The sequence below is a fragment of the Arthrobacter sp. L77 genome, assembly GCF_000816565.1.
Classification (GTDB): Bacteria; Actinomycetota; Actinomycetes; order Actinomycetales; family Micrococcaceae; genus Arthrobacter_D; species Arthrobacter_D antioxidans.
This window is the reverse complement of record NZ_JWSU01000006.1, coordinates 136,358-153,981: the sequence shown is the minus strand read 5'-3', so window position 1 is coordinate 153,981 and position 17,624 is coordinate 136,358. Positions and strand designations below refer to the sequence as shown.

The 17,624-nt window shown below is 70.7% G+C and carries 18 protein-coding genes; 5 read left to right on the top strand and 13 right to left on the bottom strand.

What is annotated here, in order from left to right; genetic code table 11:
* Nucleotides 1–31: 31 nt before the first annotated feature.
* The 7 genes from secF to RY94_RS10925 form a co-directional block, all read right to left on the bottom strand.
* Nucleotides 32–1,030: a protein translocase subunit SecF gene (gene secF, locus RY94_RS10955; RefSeq protein ID WP_043445082.1), complete on the bottom strand. Its 999-nt coding sequence runs from the start codon at nt 1,028–1,030 to the stop codon at nt 32–34.
* Nucleotides 1,027–2,772 (bottom strand): protein translocase subunit SecD, encoded by a 1,746-nt coding sequence (gene secD, locus RY94_RS10950; RefSeq protein ID WP_043445080.1) that lies wholly within the window; start codon nt 2,770–2,772, stop codon nt 1,027–1,029. Before secD ends, secF begins: the two co-directional genes overlap by 4 nt.
* Before the next feature lie 85 nt (nt 2,773–2,857).
* A complete protein-coding gene (gene yajC / locus RY94_RS10945; RefSeq protein ID WP_052274266.1) occupies nt 2,858–3,430 on the bottom strand; it encodes a preprotein translocase subunit YajC in 573 nt (190 codons plus the stop codon).
* 99 nt (nt 3,431–3,529) lie between these two features.
* Nucleotides 3,530–4,645 (bottom strand): Holliday junction branch migration DNA helicase RuvB, encoded by a 1,116-nt coding sequence (ruvB, locus tag RY94_RS10940; protein ID WP_043445078.1) that lies wholly within the window; start codon nt 4,643–4,645, stop codon nt 3,530–3,532.
* A complete protein-coding gene (gene ruvA / locus RY94_RS10935; RefSeq protein ID WP_043446336.1) occupies nt 4,642–5,271 on the bottom strand; it encodes a Holliday junction branch migration protein RuvA in 630 nt (209 codons plus the stop codon). Before ruvA ends, ruvB begins: the two co-directional genes overlap by 4 nt.
* 202 nt (nt 5,272–5,473) lie before the next feature.
* Nucleotides 5,474–5,839 (bottom strand): hypothetical protein, encoded by a 366-nt coding sequence (locus tag RY94_RS10930; protein WP_043445076.1) that lies wholly within the window; start codon nt 5,837–5,839, stop codon nt 5,474–5,476.
* Nucleotides 5,836–6,825 carry an SDR family NAD(P)-dependent oxidoreductase gene (locus RY94_RS10925; protein WP_082046276.1) on the bottom strand — a complete coding sequence of 330 codons (990 nt, stop codon included), beginning with the start codon at nt 6,823–6,825 and terminating at the stop codon, nt 5,836–5,838. The genes RY94_RS10930 and RY94_RS10925 overlap by 4 nt, the downstream gene beginning before the upstream one ends.
* A 51-nt stretch (nt 6,826–6,876) precedes the next feature.
* Here RY94_RS10925 and RY94_RS10920 point away from each other — a divergent pair, with 51 nt between their 5' ends.
* Nucleotides 6,877–7,452, top strand: coding sequence for a TetR family transcriptional regulator (locus RY94_RS10920; RefSeq protein WP_052274265.1), 576 nt, complete (start codon nt 6,877–6,879; stop codon nt 7,450–7,452).
* Nucleotides 7,453–7,479: 27 nt separating this feature from the next.
* Here RY94_RS10920 and ruvC read toward each other — a convergent pair whose 3' ends face one another.
* The 3 genes from ruvC to pdxT are packed head-to-tail and all read right to left on the bottom strand — an operon-like array spanning nt 7,480 to nt 9,599.
* Nucleotides 7,480–8,079, bottom strand: coding sequence for a crossover junction endodeoxyribonuclease RuvC (gene ruvC, locus RY94_RS10915; protein ID WP_043445072.1), 600 nt, complete (start codon nt 8,077–8,079; stop codon nt 7,480–7,482).
* Between the two features lie 36 nt (nt 8,080–8,115).
* Entirely contained in the window at nt 8,116–8,874 is a 759-nt protein-coding gene (locus tag RY94_RS10910) for a YebC/PmpR family DNA-binding transcriptional regulator (protein ID WP_043445070.1), read from the bottom strand.
* Nucleotides 8,875–8,876: 2 nt separating this feature from the next.
* Nucleotides 8,877–9,599 carry a pyridoxal 5'-phosphate synthase glutaminase subunit PdxT gene (gene pdxT, locus RY94_RS10905; RefSeq protein WP_043445068.1) on the bottom strand — a complete coding sequence of 241 codons (723 nt, stop codon included), beginning with the start codon at nt 9,597–9,599 and terminating at the stop codon, nt 8,877–8,879.
* Nucleotides 9,600–9,701: 102 nt separating this feature from the next.
* On the opposite strand from pdxT, the gene RY94_RS10900 reads away from it, so the two are divergent.
* Nucleotides 9,702–10,973: a Mur ligase family protein gene (locus RY94_RS10900; protein WP_043445065.1), complete on the top strand. Its 1,272-nt coding sequence runs from the start codon at nt 9,702–9,704 to the stop codon at nt 10,971–10,973.
* Nucleotides 10,973–11,743 carry a type 1 glutamine amidotransferase gene (locus RY94_RS10895; RefSeq protein ID WP_043445063.1) on the top strand — a complete coding sequence of 257 codons (771 nt, stop codon included), beginning with the start codon at nt 10,973–10,975 and terminating at the stop codon, nt 11,741–11,743. Before RY94_RS10900 ends, RY94_RS10895 begins: the two co-directional genes overlap by 1 nt.
* A gap of 40 nt (nt 11,744–11,783) precedes the next feature.
* On the opposite strand, the gene RY94_RS10890 is transcribed toward RY94_RS10895, so the two are convergent.
* Nucleotides 11,784–13,346, bottom strand: coding sequence for an alpha/beta hydrolase domain-containing protein (locus RY94_RS10890; protein WP_043445061.1), 1,563 nt, complete (start codon nt 13,344–13,346; stop codon nt 11,784–11,786).
* Between the two features lie 204 nt (nt 13,347–13,550).
* On the opposite strand from RY94_RS10890, the gene RY94_RS10880 reads away from it, so the two are divergent.
* Together RY94_RS10880 and RY94_RS16895 are read left to right on the top strand one after the other, a co-directional pair.
* A complete protein-coding gene (locus RY94_RS10880; protein ID WP_043445057.1) occupies nt 13,551–15,560 on the top strand; it encodes a M3 family metallopeptidase in 2,010 nt (669 codons plus the stop codon).
* A 25-nt stretch (nt 15,561–15,585) separates the two neighbouring features.
* On the top strand, nt 15,586–16,302 hold the full coding sequence (locus RY94_RS16895; protein ID WP_052274264.1) for a GNAT family N-acetyltransferase: 717 nt from the start codon (nt 15,586–15,588) through the stop codon (nt 16,300–16,302).
* Nucleotides 16,303–16,377: 75 nt separating this feature from the next.
* On the opposite strand, the gene pdxS is transcribed toward RY94_RS16895, so the two are convergent.
* Nucleotides 16,378–17,292, bottom strand: a complete 915-nt coding sequence (gene pdxS, locus RY94_RS10870) for a pyridoxal 5'-phosphate synthase lyase subunit PdxS (RefSeq protein WP_043445055.1) — start codon at nt 17,290–17,292, stop codon at nt 16,378–16,380.
* 35 nt (nt 17,293–17,327) lie between these two features.
* The gene (locus RY94_RS10865) at nt 17,328–17,555 is read right to left on the bottom strand and encodes a hypothetical protein (protein WP_043445053.1); all 228 of its coding nucleotides are present in this window, start codon (nt 17,553–17,555) and stop codon (nt 17,328–17,330) included.
* Nucleotides 17,556–17,624 lie beyond the last annotated feature (69 nt).

Genomic DNA, 17,624 nt, shown 5'->3' with positions numbered 1-17,624 from the left:
GGCCGACGACCGTGCCGGGGCTGTCCGCGGCTCAGGCGGAGGCCGACGCCAGGGAGCGCCGGGCGAGGACCTTCTCCTCCTGCTCCTTCAGTTCCGGTTCGTTGAGCCGGAGCGCGGCGTAGAGCGGCGCGGCGATAAAGATGGTGCCGAGGGTGCCGAGGATGATGCCGATGAACAGGGCCAGCGACAGGTCCTGGAGGGTACCGGCACCGAGCACGAAGGCCCCGATGAAGAGGATCGAGGCGACCGGGAGGATCGCGACGACGGAGGTGTTGATGGACCGGACGAGTGTCTGGTTCACCGCGAGGTTGACCTGTTCGGCGAAGGTCCGCTCGGTGGAGGTCTTCATGTCCGCGGTGTTCTCGCGGATCTTGTCGAACACCACCACGGTGTCGTACAGGGCGTAGCTGAGGATCGTCAGGAAGCCGATGATGGCCGACGGCGTGACCTCGAAGTTGCTCAGCGAGTAGAGCCCCGCGGTGACGACCATGACCACCACGAGGGCGGCCATCGCGGCGACCGCCATCTTCCAGGTGCGGAAGTAGAGCGCCATGAGGATCGCGGCCAGGAGCACGAACACTCCGAAGCCGATCAGGGCCTGCCGGCTGACGTCCTCACCCCAGGTGGGTCCCACGTAGCTCGAGGTGACCTGGTCCTCGCCCACGCCGTACCCGCCGGCCAGGTTGTCCCGGACGCTCAGGGTCTCGTCGTCGGAGAGGCGCTCCGTCTGGACGCGCATGGTGTCGCCCGCGATGTTGGTGACACGCGGGACGGCCTCGGGGACGACGTCGGTCACGGCCCGCTCGCCGATCGCTGGATCCTTGTCCTGCGTGGAGGACACGGTGAACTCCGAGCCGCCCCGGAAGTCGATCCCGAGGTTGAAGCCGCCCTTGACCACCGGGATGATGATCGAGATCAGGAGGGCGATGCCGGCGATCAGGAACCAGAGGTTCCGTCGGGCGACGAAGGGGTAGGAGCGCTTCCCCGAGTACAGCTCGTTGCCGAAGGTTGCGAAGTTCGTGCGGCTCATTCGTTGGTCTCTTTCTGGGAAGAACCGGTACGGCCCGCGAGGGCCTTCTGCTGTTCCGCACGCCGACGCTCGGCGATGGTCAGGCGGCGCTCGGCCTCGGCGGTGGCGCCCTTGTTCTTGGTCCGGGCGACGGCGACCGGCTTCACGGTGCCCTCGCCCGGCTGGCGGAGGCGGCCGGCGCCGCGGTACAGCGGGATGCCTCCGAGGCGGCTCGGATCCAGGCCGGACCACGGGTGGCCCTCGCCGAAGAACTTGGTCCTCGCCAGGAGCCGGAGGACCGGGTGGGTGAAGAGGAAGACGACGATGAGGTCGGCGATCGCGGTGAGGCCGAGGGTGAACGCGAACCCGCGGACGTTGCCGACGGCGACGAAGAAGAGCACGAGCGCGGCCAGCAGGTTCACCGCCTTCGACGCGAGCACGGTCCGCTTGGCGCGCCGCCAGCCGTTCTCGACGGCGGAGATGAGCCCGCGTCCCTCCCGGAGCTCGTCGCGGATGCGCTCGAAGTAGACGATGAACGAGTCCGCGGTCTGCCCGATGGCGACGATGAGGCCGGCGACACCGGCGAGCGAGAGACGGTAGTTCTCCGTCCACCCGAGGATGCAGATGGCCAGGTAGGTCAGGACGCCGGCGACGACCAGCGAGGCGATGGTGACCAGGCCGAGGAGCCGGTACTGGAACATGGAGTAGGCAGCGACGAGCAGGAGGCCGATGAGGCCGGCGATGAGCCCGACCCGCAGCTGGTCGGCACCCAGGGTGGCGGAGATCTGCTGTTCGCTCTGGATCTCGAAGCTGATCGGCAGCGCTCCGTACTTGAGCTGCTCCGCCAGGGCCGCCGCGGATTCCTCCGTGAAGCTGCCGCTGATCGAGGGGTTGCCGTCGGGGATGACGGCGTTGGTGGTCGGCGCGGACACGATCTGGCCGTCGAGGACGATCGCGAACTGGTTGCGCGGGTCACCCTGACCGAACGCGTAGAGGCGTTCGGTGACCTCGCGGAAGGTCTCGGTGGCCTCGTCGTTGAAGTCGATGTTCACGGCCCAGCTGTTGAGCGTCTGGCCTCCCTGGCTGCGCTCCAGTCCGTAGCTCGCCGTGGAGATGTCGGTTCCGGGCACCTCGACGGGGCCGAGGATGTACTTGCCCTGGGTGTCCGGCTCGCACGCGACCATCGGCTCGTCGGCGGGCGCGGGTTCCTCTGCCGGCTCCAGTGCTGCCGGGTCGAGGCAGTTCAGGGCCTCGAACTCCTTGTACAGCTCGGGGGTGATCCAGTTGGGATCACTCGCGTCCTGCGGCTCGGCGGCCGGCGTGGGGAGCTGGTCCTCCGGCGTCGGCGTCTCGGCGGCCGCGGCCTGGCCGGGACCGCCGGTGAGGACCGGACGGAACTCCATCTGGGCGGAGGCCTGGATGAGGTCGCGCGTCTGTGCGTCGGGGGTACCCGGCAGGGAGACGATCACGTTCTGGCCGGACTGCGTGCTGATCTCGGCTTCCGCGACACCGGACCCGTCGACGCGCTGGCGGATGATCTCCACGGCCTGGTCGAGCTGTTCGGGCGTGATCTCGCTGCCGTCCTGGACGCGGGGGGCCAGGATCATCTGCGTCCCGCCCTCGAGGTCGAGGGCCAGGCGCGGGCTCCAGCTCGCGGTGCTCCAGTGGGCGCCCGCTCCCAGCAGGGTTGCGAGCAGTGCTGTCAGTACGCCCAGCCAGACGAGTGTCCGCTTGGCTGCCGTCCCGGGACCGGTACGAGGCATGGTGGGGTGTCCTTATGCAGTGGCGCGTCGGGTGCGCCGGGTGATCATGGGGGCGCCGGTACTGCTACCGGCGCCCTACGGAATGCTAGTTGTCCGGGTTCGCTTTGGGGTCGCGGGCGTCGCGCGCGTCGCGGTTTTCCCGCGGCGATTCCCGGTTCAGGCGCTCCAGGGTCTCCTCGGGGGTCTCGACGCCGGACGCGGATCCCGGGGTGCCCGCAGCGGTGGAACCGCCGGCAGGGCCGCGGTCGACGCCGTCGATCGAGGACACGTCGTCGGGCACCGTGGAGGCGTCGTAGCCGGGGCCGTCCAGGGGCTCCGCGGCCGTCGCGTCCGCGTCCGCGACGGCGGGCTCCTGCTGGACCACCTTCGAGAGCGCCTGCGTGTGGACCGTCGCGAAGGTACCCGGCGACAGCTCCAGGACGGCCTTGTTGTTCTCCTGGTCGATCGAGGCGATGGTCCCGAAGAGGCCGAACTGGGTCATGACCTCGGTGCCGGGTTCCATCTGGGTGCGCATCTCCTTGACCTGCTGCTGCGCCTTCCGCTGCCTGCGGAACATGGTGAAGATGAGGAAGGCCAGGGCCAGCGGGAGCAGCAGACCGAAGACGTCGAAGCCTCCGGTCTGTCCGGTGGTGGATTGGGCGACTACATCTGCAAGCACTGGGGATCCGTTCCTGGGGCTGGGGTCTGGGTGGCAGGACTGTGCCGCGGCACACATCGTGAGACACCAGTGTAAAGGCGTTTCCTGAGCATCCCCGCGTCAGGAGTCCGGCTGGGCCCAGCTGTCGACGGCCGATTCCGTGGCCACCAGGTCCTCGGGCGTGACGGAGAACAGGTCCTCGGGCATCGCGGCAGCGACGTTCGCGGGCATCTCGATCCCCAGATGCCGCCAGGCGGCCGCCGTCGCGATCCGGCCGCGCGGGGTGCGCCCGAGCATGCCCTCGCGGACCAGGTAGGGTTCGGCGACGGTCTCGACCGTCTCCGGTTCCTCGCCCACGGCGATCGCGAGCGTCGACAGGCCCACGGGCCCACCGTTGAACTTGGTGATGAGCGCCGTGAGCACCGAGCGGTCCAGCCGGTCGAGGCCCCGCGCGTCCACCTCGTACATGTCCAGCGCCGCACCCGCGGAGCGCGCGTCGATGAGGTCGACGCCGTGCACCAGCGCCCAGTCCCGGACGCGCCGGAGCAGGCGGTTGGAGATACGCGGCGTGCCGCGGGACCGGCCGGCGATCTCCGCGAACGCGGCCGAATTGACCTTCATGTCCATGAGCATGGCCGAGCGGCGGAGCACGAGCTCGAGTTCCTCGGTGGAGTAGAACTCGAGGTGCCCGGTGAACCCGAAGCGGTCCCGCAGCGGTCCCGGCAGGAGCCCCGCGCGGGTCGTGGCGCCCACAAGGGTGAAGGGCGGCAGTTCCAGGGGGATGGCGGTGGCACCGGGCCCCTTGCCGACGATGATGTCGACGCGGAAGTCCTCCATCGCCATGTAGAGCATCTCCTCGGCGGGCCGGGACATGCGGTGGATCTCGTCGAGGAAGAGGACCTCTCCCTCGGTGAGGGAGGAGAGGATGGCCGCGAGGTCACCGGCGTGCTGGATGGCGGGCCCGGAGGTGATGCGCAGCGGCGCGTTCATCTCGGCCGCGATGATCATCGCGAGCGTCGTCTTGCCGAGGCCGGGCGGACCGGAAAGGAGCACGTGGTCCGCGCTGCGCCCGCGCAGGCGGGACGCCTCCAGCACCAGCGAGAGCTGCCGGCGCACACGCTTCTGGCCCACGAAGTCGTCGAGGTTCTTCGGCCGGAGCGCGGCCTCGACGGCGCGGTCCTCGGGGTCCGCGGCCGGCGCGACGAGCGGCGCCTCCTCCTGCTGCTTGTCCGTCATGTGCCCACCGTCGTCCGGGCCGAGCTGCGGGCGCCGTCCTGGCCGAGCCTGCGCAGCGTGAGTTTCAGGATCTGGCCCACGTCACCGGTCGCGGCGACCTCGGGTGCCTCCTCGACGGCGGCGTCGATCGCCGCTCCGGCGTCCTTCTCGGACCAGCCGAGACCCATCATGGCGGTGAGGACCTGGCCCTGCCAGGTCTGCTTGGGCACCCCGGGCTTCGCATCGGGCGGGACCAGCTTGCCGGCGAGCTCGAGCACGATCCGGCGGGCGCCCTTGGGCCCGATCCCCGACACCTTGCTGAACGCCTTGTCGTCGCCGGCAGCTGCGGCGATGCGGATGGCGTCGGGCGTGTGGACGGCGAGGACGGCGAGGGCCAGGCGGGGTCCCACGCCGCTGACCGCCAGGAGCGTCTCGAAGACCTCGCGCTGGTCGGCGTCCTCGAAGCCGAACAGCGTCATGGAGTCCTCGCGGACGATCATGGCCGTGGCGACGGTGGCCTGCTCCCCCACGCGGAACCCGGCGAGGGTCTGGGGGGTCGCCTGGACCTGCATGCCGAAGCCGTTGACGTCGAGGACGGCGGAGTGCAGGCCCACGTGGGTCACTGTTCCGCGCAGGGAACTGATCATGAAGGGCTCCAGGGGCACTTGCGGGCGGGACCGCCGGGCGTCCACCCGGCGTCGAACATACGTTCTAATGCACTACGGTACCGGCGATCCGGCCCGCGATCGAGCCGCCACACCGGGTCCGCCGTCGGGCGGGACGCCTCGGGTCCGGGCCCGCCCGCATCCCGGGCGATGATCCGGCCGGTGACCCGCCGCGCCCGGGCGATCACCGGAAGGCTGCCGCGATCCCGATGAGGGTGATCAGGTGCACGACGGCGATCGCAAGGTTGGCGAGGACGACAGGGTGACGCAGGCCGTTCCGCACGGTGAGGGCGGTGAGGCCTTTGTAGACGACCTGCACCGCCAGCAGGGCCCCCACCGCTCCGGTCAGCCACGGTGCATCGGATAGGACGAGCGCCGCGCCCATGAGGACGGCCGAGGCTGCGAGGATCGCCGCATAGATCGCGAGGAGGATGTCCCGGGCCGGCGTCCGTTCCCCGAACACCGCACGGAGCCCGGGCGTCCCGCCGGCCAGGAGGGCGGTCACCGGAACCAGCACGAGCACGTTCAACCCCAGGGACACGAGGATCATCGGGACCCCTCGGACGCGGCATAGGTCGGCAGGTGGTCGCGGACGGCACCTTCGAGCCAGGCCCACAGCCGCTCACGCCGATCGGCCGCGAACGTGGCCGCGTCCGCCCGGGTGACCCGGCCGATCTCCACGTAGCCGCCGTTCAGCGACCCGTGGGCGTCCCCGAGAGCCAGCCGGACAGCGTGACGGGCGGTGGCCCGTGGGGTCGAGGCTCCCGGGAGGACACTCATCGCCGGCATCACGTGCTTCCAGACCCAGTACCTGGAGGCCGGCATGTCCCTGCCCAGCCCGGTCCCGGCGACCAGCCCGGGATCGTAGGTGTTGAGTCGATGCCCGGACGCGGCGAGCCGCTCCGCCCAGTCGTGGGCGAGGGTCACCAGCGCGAGCTTGCTCGAGGCGTAGGCGACGCCCCCCTTCCCGCGCTCGTCGGCGAACCGGACGGGACCATCGGCCGGGGGTTCCGCTCGGGCGAGATCCTCGGGATCCCGCCACTGCGGGTCCGGGACGAGATTGAAGCTCGCCTTCTTGCCCCGGTGGGTGGAGGACCCCAGGAGCACCGCGTGGGCGTCCGCGGCGAGGAGCGGTTCCAGCCCGCGCAGGAGCAGGTGCTGCGCGATCACATTGACGGTGAAGGTCAGCTCGTGGCCCTGGGCTCCGGCACGGCGCCCGCTCGTGAACTGTGCGCCGGCGTTGAGGAGCACGACGTCGACGGGGCGCACCGCGCCCCGCTCCTGCGCTGCATGGATCTGCTCGAGTGCAGTGCGGATCGAACCGAGGTCGCCGAGATCGGCGAGAGCACCCATGGCGACGAGCCCGGTGGCCCGGGCGCGCTCGAGCGCGTCCTCCAGGTCGGCAGCACCACGGGCGAGGAGCACGAGGCTCGGCCGTGACGGATGCTCGAGGAGCTCCTCGAGCATCCGTGCGCCGATACCGCTCGTGAAGCCGGTCAGCAGGACCGTCGGTGACGTGACGACAGTTTGTGTCATGGCAGAGACTATAGTTGATGTCACAAAGTGACACAAGGGTAGGATCGGGGGATGCCCCGATGGCCCGAAGACTCCCGCCGCCGCCTCGTGGACGCGGCGATCAGCCAGTTCGTCGACCGCGGCTACGCCGAGTCGACGGTCGAGAACATCGCGCTCGCGGCCGGGGTGACCCCGCGGACGTTCTTCCGCTACTTCGCGGACAAGGAGGAAGTGCTCTTCGCCGATGACGACGAGCTCCTGCCGCTGCTCATCGGTGTCATCGCGGAGGACACCGGTCCCGTCCGCGCGGACGTGCACATGGGGAAGGCGCTCGGGACGCTCGCGTCGACCATGGAGTCCCGGCGCGACCTGCTGAAGCGGCGCCAACGCGTCATCGACTCGCACATCGCACTGTCCGGACGGGAACTCGCCAAGCAGGCCCGGTGGCAGAAGGACGTGACGACGGCCCTCATCGGTCGCGGGTTCCCCCCGGAGCAGTCCGACGTCCTTGCCGCCATCGGGTTCGCGCTCTTCCGGCAGTGCCTGCATGCCTGGCTCGCGGACGACGAGGGTCCGAGCCTGGAGGCGCGGGTGAGCGACGCACTCCCCGGTGTGCGGTCCGTCCTGGACGTCCGCAGCTCGCGCTGAGCGGGCGCCGGGACAGGCGTCATCTGCTCAGCGGCGGCGGGCCCGGGCCTCCGCCTCGGCCCACAGTCGCTGCGCGGGGGTCACCAGTCCGTCTTCCGTCTCGACGGGGCATTGTTCTTCGCTGCCGCCGNCCGCAGCCTGCGTCCCCACGCCGCGGCGCCACGCGTGGGTGATCGCCAGGGCCAGGGCGTCGGCGGCGTCGGCGGGCCGGGGCGGCGTGTCGAGCCGCAGGATCTTCGTCACCATCTTCGTGACCGCCACCTTGTCCGCCTGCCCGTTGCCCGTGACCGCGGCCTTCACCTCGGTGGGCGTGTGGAGTGCCACCGGGATGCCGCGGCGCGCCGCGGACACGATGACGACCCCGGACGCCTGCGCGGTGCCCATGACGGTGCTGATGTTGGTCCCGCTGAAGACGCGCTCGACGGCGAGGGCCTGCGGCTCGTGCAGGTCCAGCCAGGTGTCGACGGCCTCCGAGATGACCAGGAGCCGTTGGTCGAGGCTCTGCCCGGCGTCGGTGCCCACCACGCCGACGGCCACGAGGGTGGAGCGTCGGTTGGATTCGATGTCGACGACGGCGAGCCCGCAGCGCGTCAGCCCGGGGTCGACGCCCATCACGCGGAAGGTCACGGGGCTACCCGCCGCCCGGGGCCGGGACGGACGATGTCAGTCGTCGTTCTCGAGCTCCGCCAGGACCTCGTCCGGGAGGTGGGCGTTCGAGTAGACGTTCTGGACGTCGTCGAGCTCCTCCAGGGCGTCCACGAGTTTGAGGAACTTCCGCGCGCCGTCGGCGTCCAGGTCCACCTGCATGGACGGGACGAACTCGACGTCGTCGGTCTCGTACTCGATGCTGCTCTCGTCGAGCGCCGCGACCACGGCCCGGAGGTCCTGCGGCTCGGAGACGATCTCGAACGTCTCGGCCGATTCCTTGACCTCGTCCGCCCCGGCGTCGAGGACGGACAGGAGCAGCTCGTCCTCGGTGAGGTCCTTCTTCGGGAGCGTGACGACGCCCTTGCGTGCGAAGAGGTAGGCCACGGAGCCCGGATCGGCGACCGTGCCGCCGTTGCGGGAGATGCCGAGGCGCACCTCGGAGGCCGCGCGGTTCTTGTTGTCCGTGAGGCACTCGATCAGCAGCGCCGAACCCTGGGGGCCGCGGGCCTCGTACATGATGGTCTGGTAGTCGACGGCCTCGCCGAGCAGACCTGCCCCGCGCTTCACCGCGCGGTTGATGTTGTCGATGGGGACGGAGGTCTTCTTGGCCTTCGAGACGGCCAGCTCGAGCCCCGGGTTACCGGCGACGTCGGCGCCGCCGGCCCGCGCCGCGACCTCGATGTTCTTGATCAGCTTGGCGAAGGACTTCGCGCGCTTGGCGTCGATCGCGGCCTTCTTGTGCTTGGTTGTTGCCCACTTGGAGTGCCCCGACATGCCTACGCTTCTCCTCTGATCATCCGAATAAACAGTTCGTGGACCCGCCGCTCCCCCGTGACCTCCGGATGGAAGCTCGTGGCCAGCAGGTTCCCCGAACGCACTGCGACAATTCTAGCGACCGGTTCCAAGTCCGCACCGGCACCGTCCGGTGCGGGTCCGGGCTGCGGCGTCTCCGACGCGGGCACCTGCGCCAGCACCTGGACGCCCGCACCCACCTTCTCCACCCACGGGGCGCGGATGAAGACGGCCCGCACCGGATCGGCGCCGCCGGCGCCCCCGGTCGTGGCGAGCCCGCCGAAGGCGAGATCGGCCTCGAAGGACTCGCGCTGCCGCCCGAACGCGTTGCGCCGCACCACCATGTCGAGGCCGCCGAGCGTCTGCTGCGGGTTGCCGAGGCGGTCCGTGGACGGGTCCGCGAGGACGTCGGAGAGCATGATCATCCCGGCGCAGGAGCCGTAGACGGGCATCCCGTCGCCGATCCTGTCGCGCAGCGGTCCGGCCAGCCCGAAGGTCCGGGTGAGCTTGTCCATCGTGGTGGACTCCCCGCCGGGGATGATCAGGCCGTCGATCCCGGCCAGTTCCGAGGCCCGCCGGACGGGTACGGCCCGCCCGCCCAGGGACTCGATGGTCGCGATGTGCTCGCGGACATCGCCCTGGACGGCGAGGACGCCGACCACGACGCCGGACGGGGGCGTGGGAGCCGGGGAGGACAGGGAGGTCATCCCCCAATTCTAGGTTCTCCGGCCCCCGCTCCCGGCGGGGCGTGAGGAGCGACTCCCCGCCGCGTCCCGGCAAGGCGCCCGGGCCTGCGATAATTTGGAGGCATGAATCCCCTTCCAGTCCTCGTGGGTAAGGCTGCGCGCTTCGCCTCCCGCCTGCGCGGCGGCGGCTCCGCGTTCCCGGGCCTCGTGGTCGAGCGCCTCGACCCCGGCTTCATGGGCCGCGCCCTGTCCACCCTCCCCCGCGGCGTCGTCGTCGTCAGCGGCACGAACGGCAAGACGACCACCACCAAGATGGTGGTGGAACTGCTCGAGGGCCAGGGCCTGACGGTGTTCACCAACCGCACGGGCAGCAACTTCACGCGCGGCGTCGCGGCGGCACTGCTCGGCGAGGTCGACTGGCGCGGGCGCCTCAAGGCCGACGTCGCCGTCCTGGAACTGGACGAGGCCCACGCCGTGCACTTCGTGAAGCTCGTCCCTCCCCGGTACTCCCTGCTGCTGAACGTCCTCCGCGACCAGCTGGACCGGTTCGGGGAGATCGACGCGACCACGCGCCTGCTCGAGCGCATCGCGCTCGCCACCACGGACACGGTGGTGCTGAACCGCGAGGATCCGCGCGTCGCCGGGCTGGCGTCGTCGATCACGGCGGCCGACGTCGTCTACTTCGGCCTCGACGCGTCCCTCCGGAGCACCTTCCCGAACGACGACGAACTGCGCGGCGCCGCGGGCACCGCACCCGCCTCGGCCCTGCCCGCCGACGTGGTCCTCGCGTCCGTGGACGGCACTGCGGCGAGCTTCGAGGTGGACGGCACGACGACGCGCACCGATCTCCGCCTGCGCGGCGTCTACAACATCTTCAACGCGGCGGCGGCCCTCGCGGCGGCCCGCGCGGTCCTCGGCGGCAGCGCGGACGGCGACCGCCTGTTCTCCTCCCTCGCCGCCGTCGAACCGGCGTTCGGCCGGGGCGAGAGCCTCGTCGTCGACGGTCAGGCCCTGGAGCTGGTGCTGGTCAAGAACCCGAGCGGGTTCCGCCTGGGCCTGAAGTCCTTCGACCCCGCCGGCTGCGCGACGATGATCGCCATCAACGACAACTACGCCGACGGACGCGACATGTCCTGGCTATGGGACGTCGACTTCGACTCGCTGGGCCTCGGCGGGGTGGACGTCGTCAGCGGGGTCCGCGCCTACGACATGGCGCTGCGCCTGAAGTACGACGACGTCCGCGTCGGCGCCGTCGAGCCCGACACCACCGACGCGCTCCGGCAGTTCATCCGCGGCTCCGCGGGCCGTCCGAAGCGCATCTTCTGCACCTACACCGCCATGCTCGCGGTGCGCCGCGAGCTGTCCAAGATCACGAAGGTCGAGGTGGTCTCCTGATGAGTGACGCCCCATCCGCCGCCGCCCTGACCGGGGCGCCCGCCGATCCGCACAAGGGGTCCCTGCGCATCCTGCAGCTGTACCCCCGCGAGATGAACATCTACGGGGACTACGGCAACGTCCTCGTGCTGAAGCAGCGCCTGGCCTGGCGCGGCTACGGCGCCGAGATCCTCGAGCACAATGCGGGCGACCCGTTCCCGGACGACGTCGACATCATCGTGGGCGGCGGGGGCCAGGACAGCGGCCAGGTGGTCATCCAGGAGGACCTGCAGGCCATCGCGCCCCGGTTGCGGGAGCTCGCCGAGGACGGCACGCCGATGCTGCTCATCTGCGGGCTGTACCAGCTCTTCGGCAACAGCTTCCGGACGTACGAGGGCACCGTGATCCCCGGCATCGGGGTGCTCGACCTCGAGACCCGCGGCGGCTCCGAGCGGCTGATCGGCAACGTGGTCGCCACTAGCGAGGAGTTCGGCGAGATCCACGGCTACGAGAACCACAGTGGGCAGACGTTCCTCGGCAGCGGGCTGAGGCCCCTGGCGACCGTGACCAAGGGCGCGGGCAACAACGCCGGCGAGAAGCACGAGGGCGCCCGCTACCGGAACATCGTCGCGAGCTACCTCCACGGGTCCCTGCTGCCCAAGAACCCGGCGATCGCCGACTTCCTGCTGAGGACCGCCGCCGAGCGGAGGTTCGGTGCGTTCGACGACGACGGCGTCGACGACTCGCTCGCTGACCTCGCCCGGCAGCACGCCGGAGCCCGGCCCCGGTAGGAGACCGGGGCCGGGCTGAGGTCCTGCTCGGGTTCTCCGCTCAGGGGATGTCGCTCCGTGCCGCGTCGCGCCGCAGCTCGCGGCCGTCGTAGCGCGTCAGGAATCCCTCGTCCTCGAGCGTCCGCACGCTGTCCCTGACCGCCCGCACGTAGCTGCCGTGGTTCCGGTACAGGCCGTCGAGCACGTCCTGGGACAGTGGCCGCTCGTAGCCCGCGATGAAGCAGAAGGACGCGCCCGTCGCCGTGCCGTACCAGGTGCTGGTCGGCGCGTCGAGGAACGGCGAGCGGAGGCCCCCCTGCACGTTGCCGTAGGCGTCCAGCACGGGCGCGCCGTCGCGCACCAGGATCGGCTCGGCACGCGGCGGCGCGACGCCGTCCCGCACCCAGAGATCGAGGTTCCTAAGTGCGGCGTTGAAGAAGATGGAGCTGGGGAACCTGCTGCGCGGTCCCTCGTTGCACGACGCCGGCGGAACGGCCCGCTCGGCCGCGACGATGTCCGCGGAGGACGCCGAGTACGTCAGCTCGTCCGGCGTCGCGTGCCCGGCGCCGGCCATCTCGTAGTGCCGGTACAGGTCGCCCGGCTCGTCGCTGTCCGCGCGGCGGGAGCCGATGCCGAGCAGGTAGTCGGACTGCGACATCATCCGCATGATGGGGACGCCGACGTCCTCGAACTGGCGGCGCGTGTCGGTGGCCGGGGGCGCCGGCTCGCACTGGTTCATCGGGTAGGCGCCGGCGAAGGCACCGCCGGCGACGGCGACGATGTAGGCGTCGTAGACCGGCTCCCCGTCCGAGGCGACGACGAGCGGGTGCACGCCGTTGATGTAGTTGACGAGGTACCCGCCGGTCTGGGAGTACCCGAAGCCGTAGGCGTGCTCCACCCGCGAGTCCCGCGCCCCGTAGCGGAGCGGGTTCGCGGCGTCGCTGCTCTTCAGCCACGCCCCCACCTGGGAGTAGATGTCCCAGATCAGCCCGTTCTCGGTGGTCCTGGCCGAATCGGCGGCGACCGTCGCACAGTTCCGCGGATCATCCAGCGGCAGCGGGTTCGCGAAGGAGAGGGACGCGTACCGCTCCGGGTCGAAGTTCTGCAGCGCCTGGACGGCGATCGGTTTGGCGGTGATCCCCACCCAGGCATCGCCGTTGGCCACGATCTGCTCCTGGGCCATGGCCCAGCCGATGTTGAGGTCGAACAGGTTGCTCGGGTTGAGCATCTCGACGACCACGTTGCCACTGAACTTCTGGCCTTTGGCCGGCTTCCGGACGAGCACGCGGGTGGTGTACGGGGCGTCGCCGGTGCGGACCTGCGCGGGCCCGGCGGAGGGCCAGGTGTAGACGTTCGAGGTGCCGCTGACCAGGTACTCCTCCTCCACGTAGCCGAGCCGGGACAGGTCCTGCGGCACCTCCTGGTGGTCGGCGGCGCCGAACGGGTAGGACGCGGCGGTGGAGGCGAGGGGCCCCTCCACGGCGGGGATCGGCGTCGTGCGGTCCGCTGCCGGAACCACCGTCGGCGGGGGTGGGGCGGCGCCCGCGGGGCCGGCTGACACGCCGAGGCCGGTGACCGCGAGGGACAGCGTCAGCAGGATGGACGTTCGGGAACGGTTTCTCATCGGTGCTCCTTCGTCGAACCGGGCTGCACTGCCCGGCGCGCCCCGCATCGCAGCGGCGTCTGTGCCGTGCGCCCCAGCCCGCAGGTCGACGGTCGGGAGGACGGGCGATCATCAGGCAGCGAAGCATTCCGACAGTAGGGAGGCACATGCCACCGGGTCAAGGGTGGTGGGCTTACCTGCAACAACGTGCAAAAGTTAGTTCCCATGAGCAACCCTTTTCTTGAGCCCAGTACCCTCGACTACCAGCTGCCCCCGTTCGCGGCCATCCGGGACGAGCACTACCTGCCCGCGTTCGATGCCGGTTTCGCCGAGCACCTCGCCGAGATCGAGCGCATCACGGGATCCGGGGAACCGGCCTCCTTCGAGAACACGCTCATCGCCCTCGAGCGTGCGGGCAGCACCCTGGACCGCGTCTCGCGGGTCTTCTTCAGCAACTCGGTCAGCCATGCCACGGAGGCCATCCAGGAGCTGGAGCAGCGGATCGCCCCCCGCATCGCGGAGCACGAGGACAACATCAAGCTGAACCGCGCCCTGTTCGAGCGCATCCGCCAGGTACCCCTCGAGGGGCTCGACGCCGAGTCGGCGCGCCTCGTGGAGGAGTACCTCCGCGGGTTCGTGCGCGCGGGAGCGGAGCTCGACGACGACGCACAGGCCACGCTGCGCGGGCTGAACGCGGAGCTGTCGGCGCTGAGCACCGAGTTCTCGCAGAAGCTGCTGAAGGACACGAACGATGCCGCGCTGGTGCTCGACTCCCCCGAGGAACTCGACGGGCTCTCCGCCGATGCGATCTCCGCGGCGGCCACTGCGGCGTCCGACGCCGGGCACGAGGGGAAATACCTGCTGACCCTCATCCTGCCGACCGCGCAGCCGGCGCTGGAGCAGCTCACGAACCGCGAGGTGCGCCGTCGCCTGCACGAGGCCTCCGTGAGCCGCGGGGCCCGCGGCAACGAGTCCGACACCCTCGCCATCACCGTGCGCATGGCCACGCTCCGCGCCGAGCGTGCCGCCCTCCTCGGCTTCGACACGCACGCCGCCGCGGCGACCGACAGCCAGACGGCGCCGTCGCTCGAGGCGATCCTCGACCGCATGCGGGAGCTCGCGGCTCCGGCGGTCCGCAACGCCCGCGCGGAGGCCGCCGAACTCGAGGCGGAGGCCGGCCACGGCATCGAGCCGTGGGACTGGGCCTACTACGCCGCGAAGGTGCGGAAGGCGAAGTTCGACGTCGACCTCGATGCCCTGCGCCCCTACTTCGAGCTCGAGCGCGTCCTGAACGACGGCGTCTTCTACGCCGCGAACCGCCTGTACGGCCTGACGTTCACGGAGCGCACCGACCTCACGGGCTACCACCCCGACGTGCGCGTGTGGGAGGTGTTCAACGAGGACGGGTCCGGGCTCGGCCTGTTCCTCGGTGACTTCTACACGCGCGACACCAAGAGCGGCGGCGCCTGGATGAACTCCTTCGTGGATCAGTCCCGGCTCGAGGGCACGCGCGCGGTGGTCATCAACAACCTGAACATCTCCACGCCCGGGGTCGGCGAGCCCACGCTGCTCTCCTACGACCAGGTGGTCACCACCTTCCACGAGTTCGGCCACGCCCTCCACGGCCTGTTCTCCGACGTCACCTACCCGCTCCTCGCCGGGACGTCCGTGCCGCGCGACTTCGTCGAGTACCCGTCGCAGGTCAACGAGATGTGGATCCTGTGGCCCGAGATCGTGGCGCACTACGCACGCCACCACGAGACGGGCGAGGCGCTCCCCCAGGACGTCATCGACCGCATGCATGCGGCGGGCGCCTGGGGCGAGGGCTTCGAGACGACCGCCTACCTCGGCGCGACCCTCCTCGACCTCGCCTGGCACTCCGTCCCGTCCGGCGCGGTGATCGAGGATCCGCTGGCCTTCGAGGCCTCGGCCCTCGCGGACGCCGGCATCGACTTCGCCCCCGTCCCGCCCCGGTACCGCACCTCGTACTTCAAGCACATCTTCGCCGGCGGGTACGCCGCGTCCTACTACGCGTACATCTGGAGCGAGATGCTCGACGCCGACACCGTGGAGTGGTTCAAGTCCTCGGGCGGTCTCACCCGGGAGAACGGCGATCATTTCCGGCGTGAGCTGCTCTCCCGCGGCAACAGCATCGACCCGCTGGAGGCGTTCCGCAGGTTCCGGGGACGGGACGCGGACCTCCAGCCCCTGCTGGTCCGCCGCGGCCTCGCATGAGGGAACCGTCCGCCGGCGGTCGGGCGTGGTGAGCATCGCCGCGTGCCAGCGGCTGCAGTCCGCCTGGTGCGCGGCGCTCGCGACGGCGACGGGCGGGAAGACGTTCTCCACGCACGGTGCCACCTGGGTGTGGCTGCCCGCGCGGCGGGAGCTCATGATGATGTTCCCCGAGGCGGTCCGCGCGCACGCCGTCCGGCCCGCCCTGGCGGAGGGCACCAGGCTCGGGGCGTCGTCCGTCCGGGTCTGGCTCAACGCCGCGGTGGACGGCGCAGAGCTCGCCGAGCTCGGGTTCGGCCCGAGCTGGCAGCCGTGGTGGATGGCGGCGCCCGTCTCCGCCGTCGTCGGGCCCGGGGACGACGCCGCGGTCCTCACCACCGAGGTGCCCGACTACTCGGGGCCGCTGCGGCAGGAACTCGGGGTGGCCCGCGCCCAGCCGCGCCAGGCCTGGCACGCCGTGACCCGCGATCCCGTCCACGGGAACATCTCGGGTGCAGCGTACTCGTTCCATCCGGTCGGGGTCGCCGGGCTGCAGGGCCTCGGAGGCATCCACCAGCTGGAGGTCCTCCCCGCGTACCAGCGGCGGGGACTGGCCACGGCACTGCTCAGCGCCACTGCCCGCGCCGCGGGAGCGGCGGGGGCGGTCGACCTCGCCGTCAACGCCACCCCGCAGGGCTACGCGTTCCTCTCCCGGCGGGGGTTCGCGCTGCTCGGCCGCGGGAAGACCTACGCGCTGGCGCTCTGACCCGGGCCGGACCGCCCCGGGAACGCGGAAGGGCCGCAGCCTCGCGGCTGCGACCCTTCGTGATGCCCTGCCGGATTACCAGCCGCGCTCCGCCAGGCGGTGCGGCTGCGGGATCTCGTCGACGTTGATGCCCACCATGGCTTCGCCGAGGCCGCGGGAGACCTTGGCGATCATGTCGGGGTCGTCGTGGAACGTCGTCGCCTGGACGATGGCGTTCGCGCGCTCGGCCGGGTTGCCCGACTTGAAGATGCCGGAGCCCACGAAGACGCCGTCGGCGCCGAGCTGCATCATCATGGCGGCGTCCGCGGGGGTCGCGATGCCTCCCGCGGTGAACAGCACCACCGGCAGGCGGCCTGCCGCGGCGACGTCCTTCACGAGCTCGTACGGGGCCTGCAGTTCCTTCGCGGCCACGTACAGCTCGTCCTCGGCCATCGAGGACAGGCGGTTGATCTCGGAGCGGATCTTGCGCATGTGCATCGTGGCGTTCGAGACGTCGCCGGTGCCGGCCTCGCCCTTCGACCGGATCATGGCAGCGCCCTCGTTGATGCGCCGCAGGGCCTCGCCGAGGTTGGTGGCCCCGCACACGAAGGGGATCGTGAACTTCCACTTGTCGATGTGGTTGGTGAAGTCGGCGGGCGTCAGGACCTCGGACTCGTCGATGTAGTCGACGCCGAGGGACTGCAGCACCTGCGCCTCCACGAAGTGGCCGATCCGCGCCTTGGCCATGACCGGGATGGAGACGGCCGCGATGATGCTGTCGATCATGTCGGGGTCGCTCATGCGCGAGACGCCGCCCTGGGCCCGGATGTCCGCGGGCACCCGCTCGAGCGCCATGACCGCGACGGCACCCGCATCTTCGGCGATGCGGGCCTGCTCGGCGGTGACGACATCCATGATGACGCCGCCCTTGAGCATTTCGGCCATACCGCGCTTCACCCGGTTTCCACCGGTCTGTGCTGTGGTTGCCGGATTTCCTTCAACGGTGGACACAACTTGCCCCTAAAAGGTAGATAAAAGCTGACACCTCATGATACGCGCCCGGCCTCGGTCGCTCGGTCGCCGGCGGCCAGCTCACGACGCTCGAGTTCATCGAGCAGCCGGTCGAGGGGTTCCTCGGGCCACGGCGCGGACGGACCGGCAGCGCCGTGGCCCGGCCTGCCTCCCCGGGCCACGGCTCCGCGTTCCAGCAGGAGCAGCTCCGCCTGCGAGACGATGTGCAGGTCGGGTGGCAGGAACGCCGGGATGTGCGGCATCGTGAGTCCTTCCCCTGGATGACGGGTCGCCCTGTAGACGGTTCCGACGGCGGTGAATCATCGGGGCCT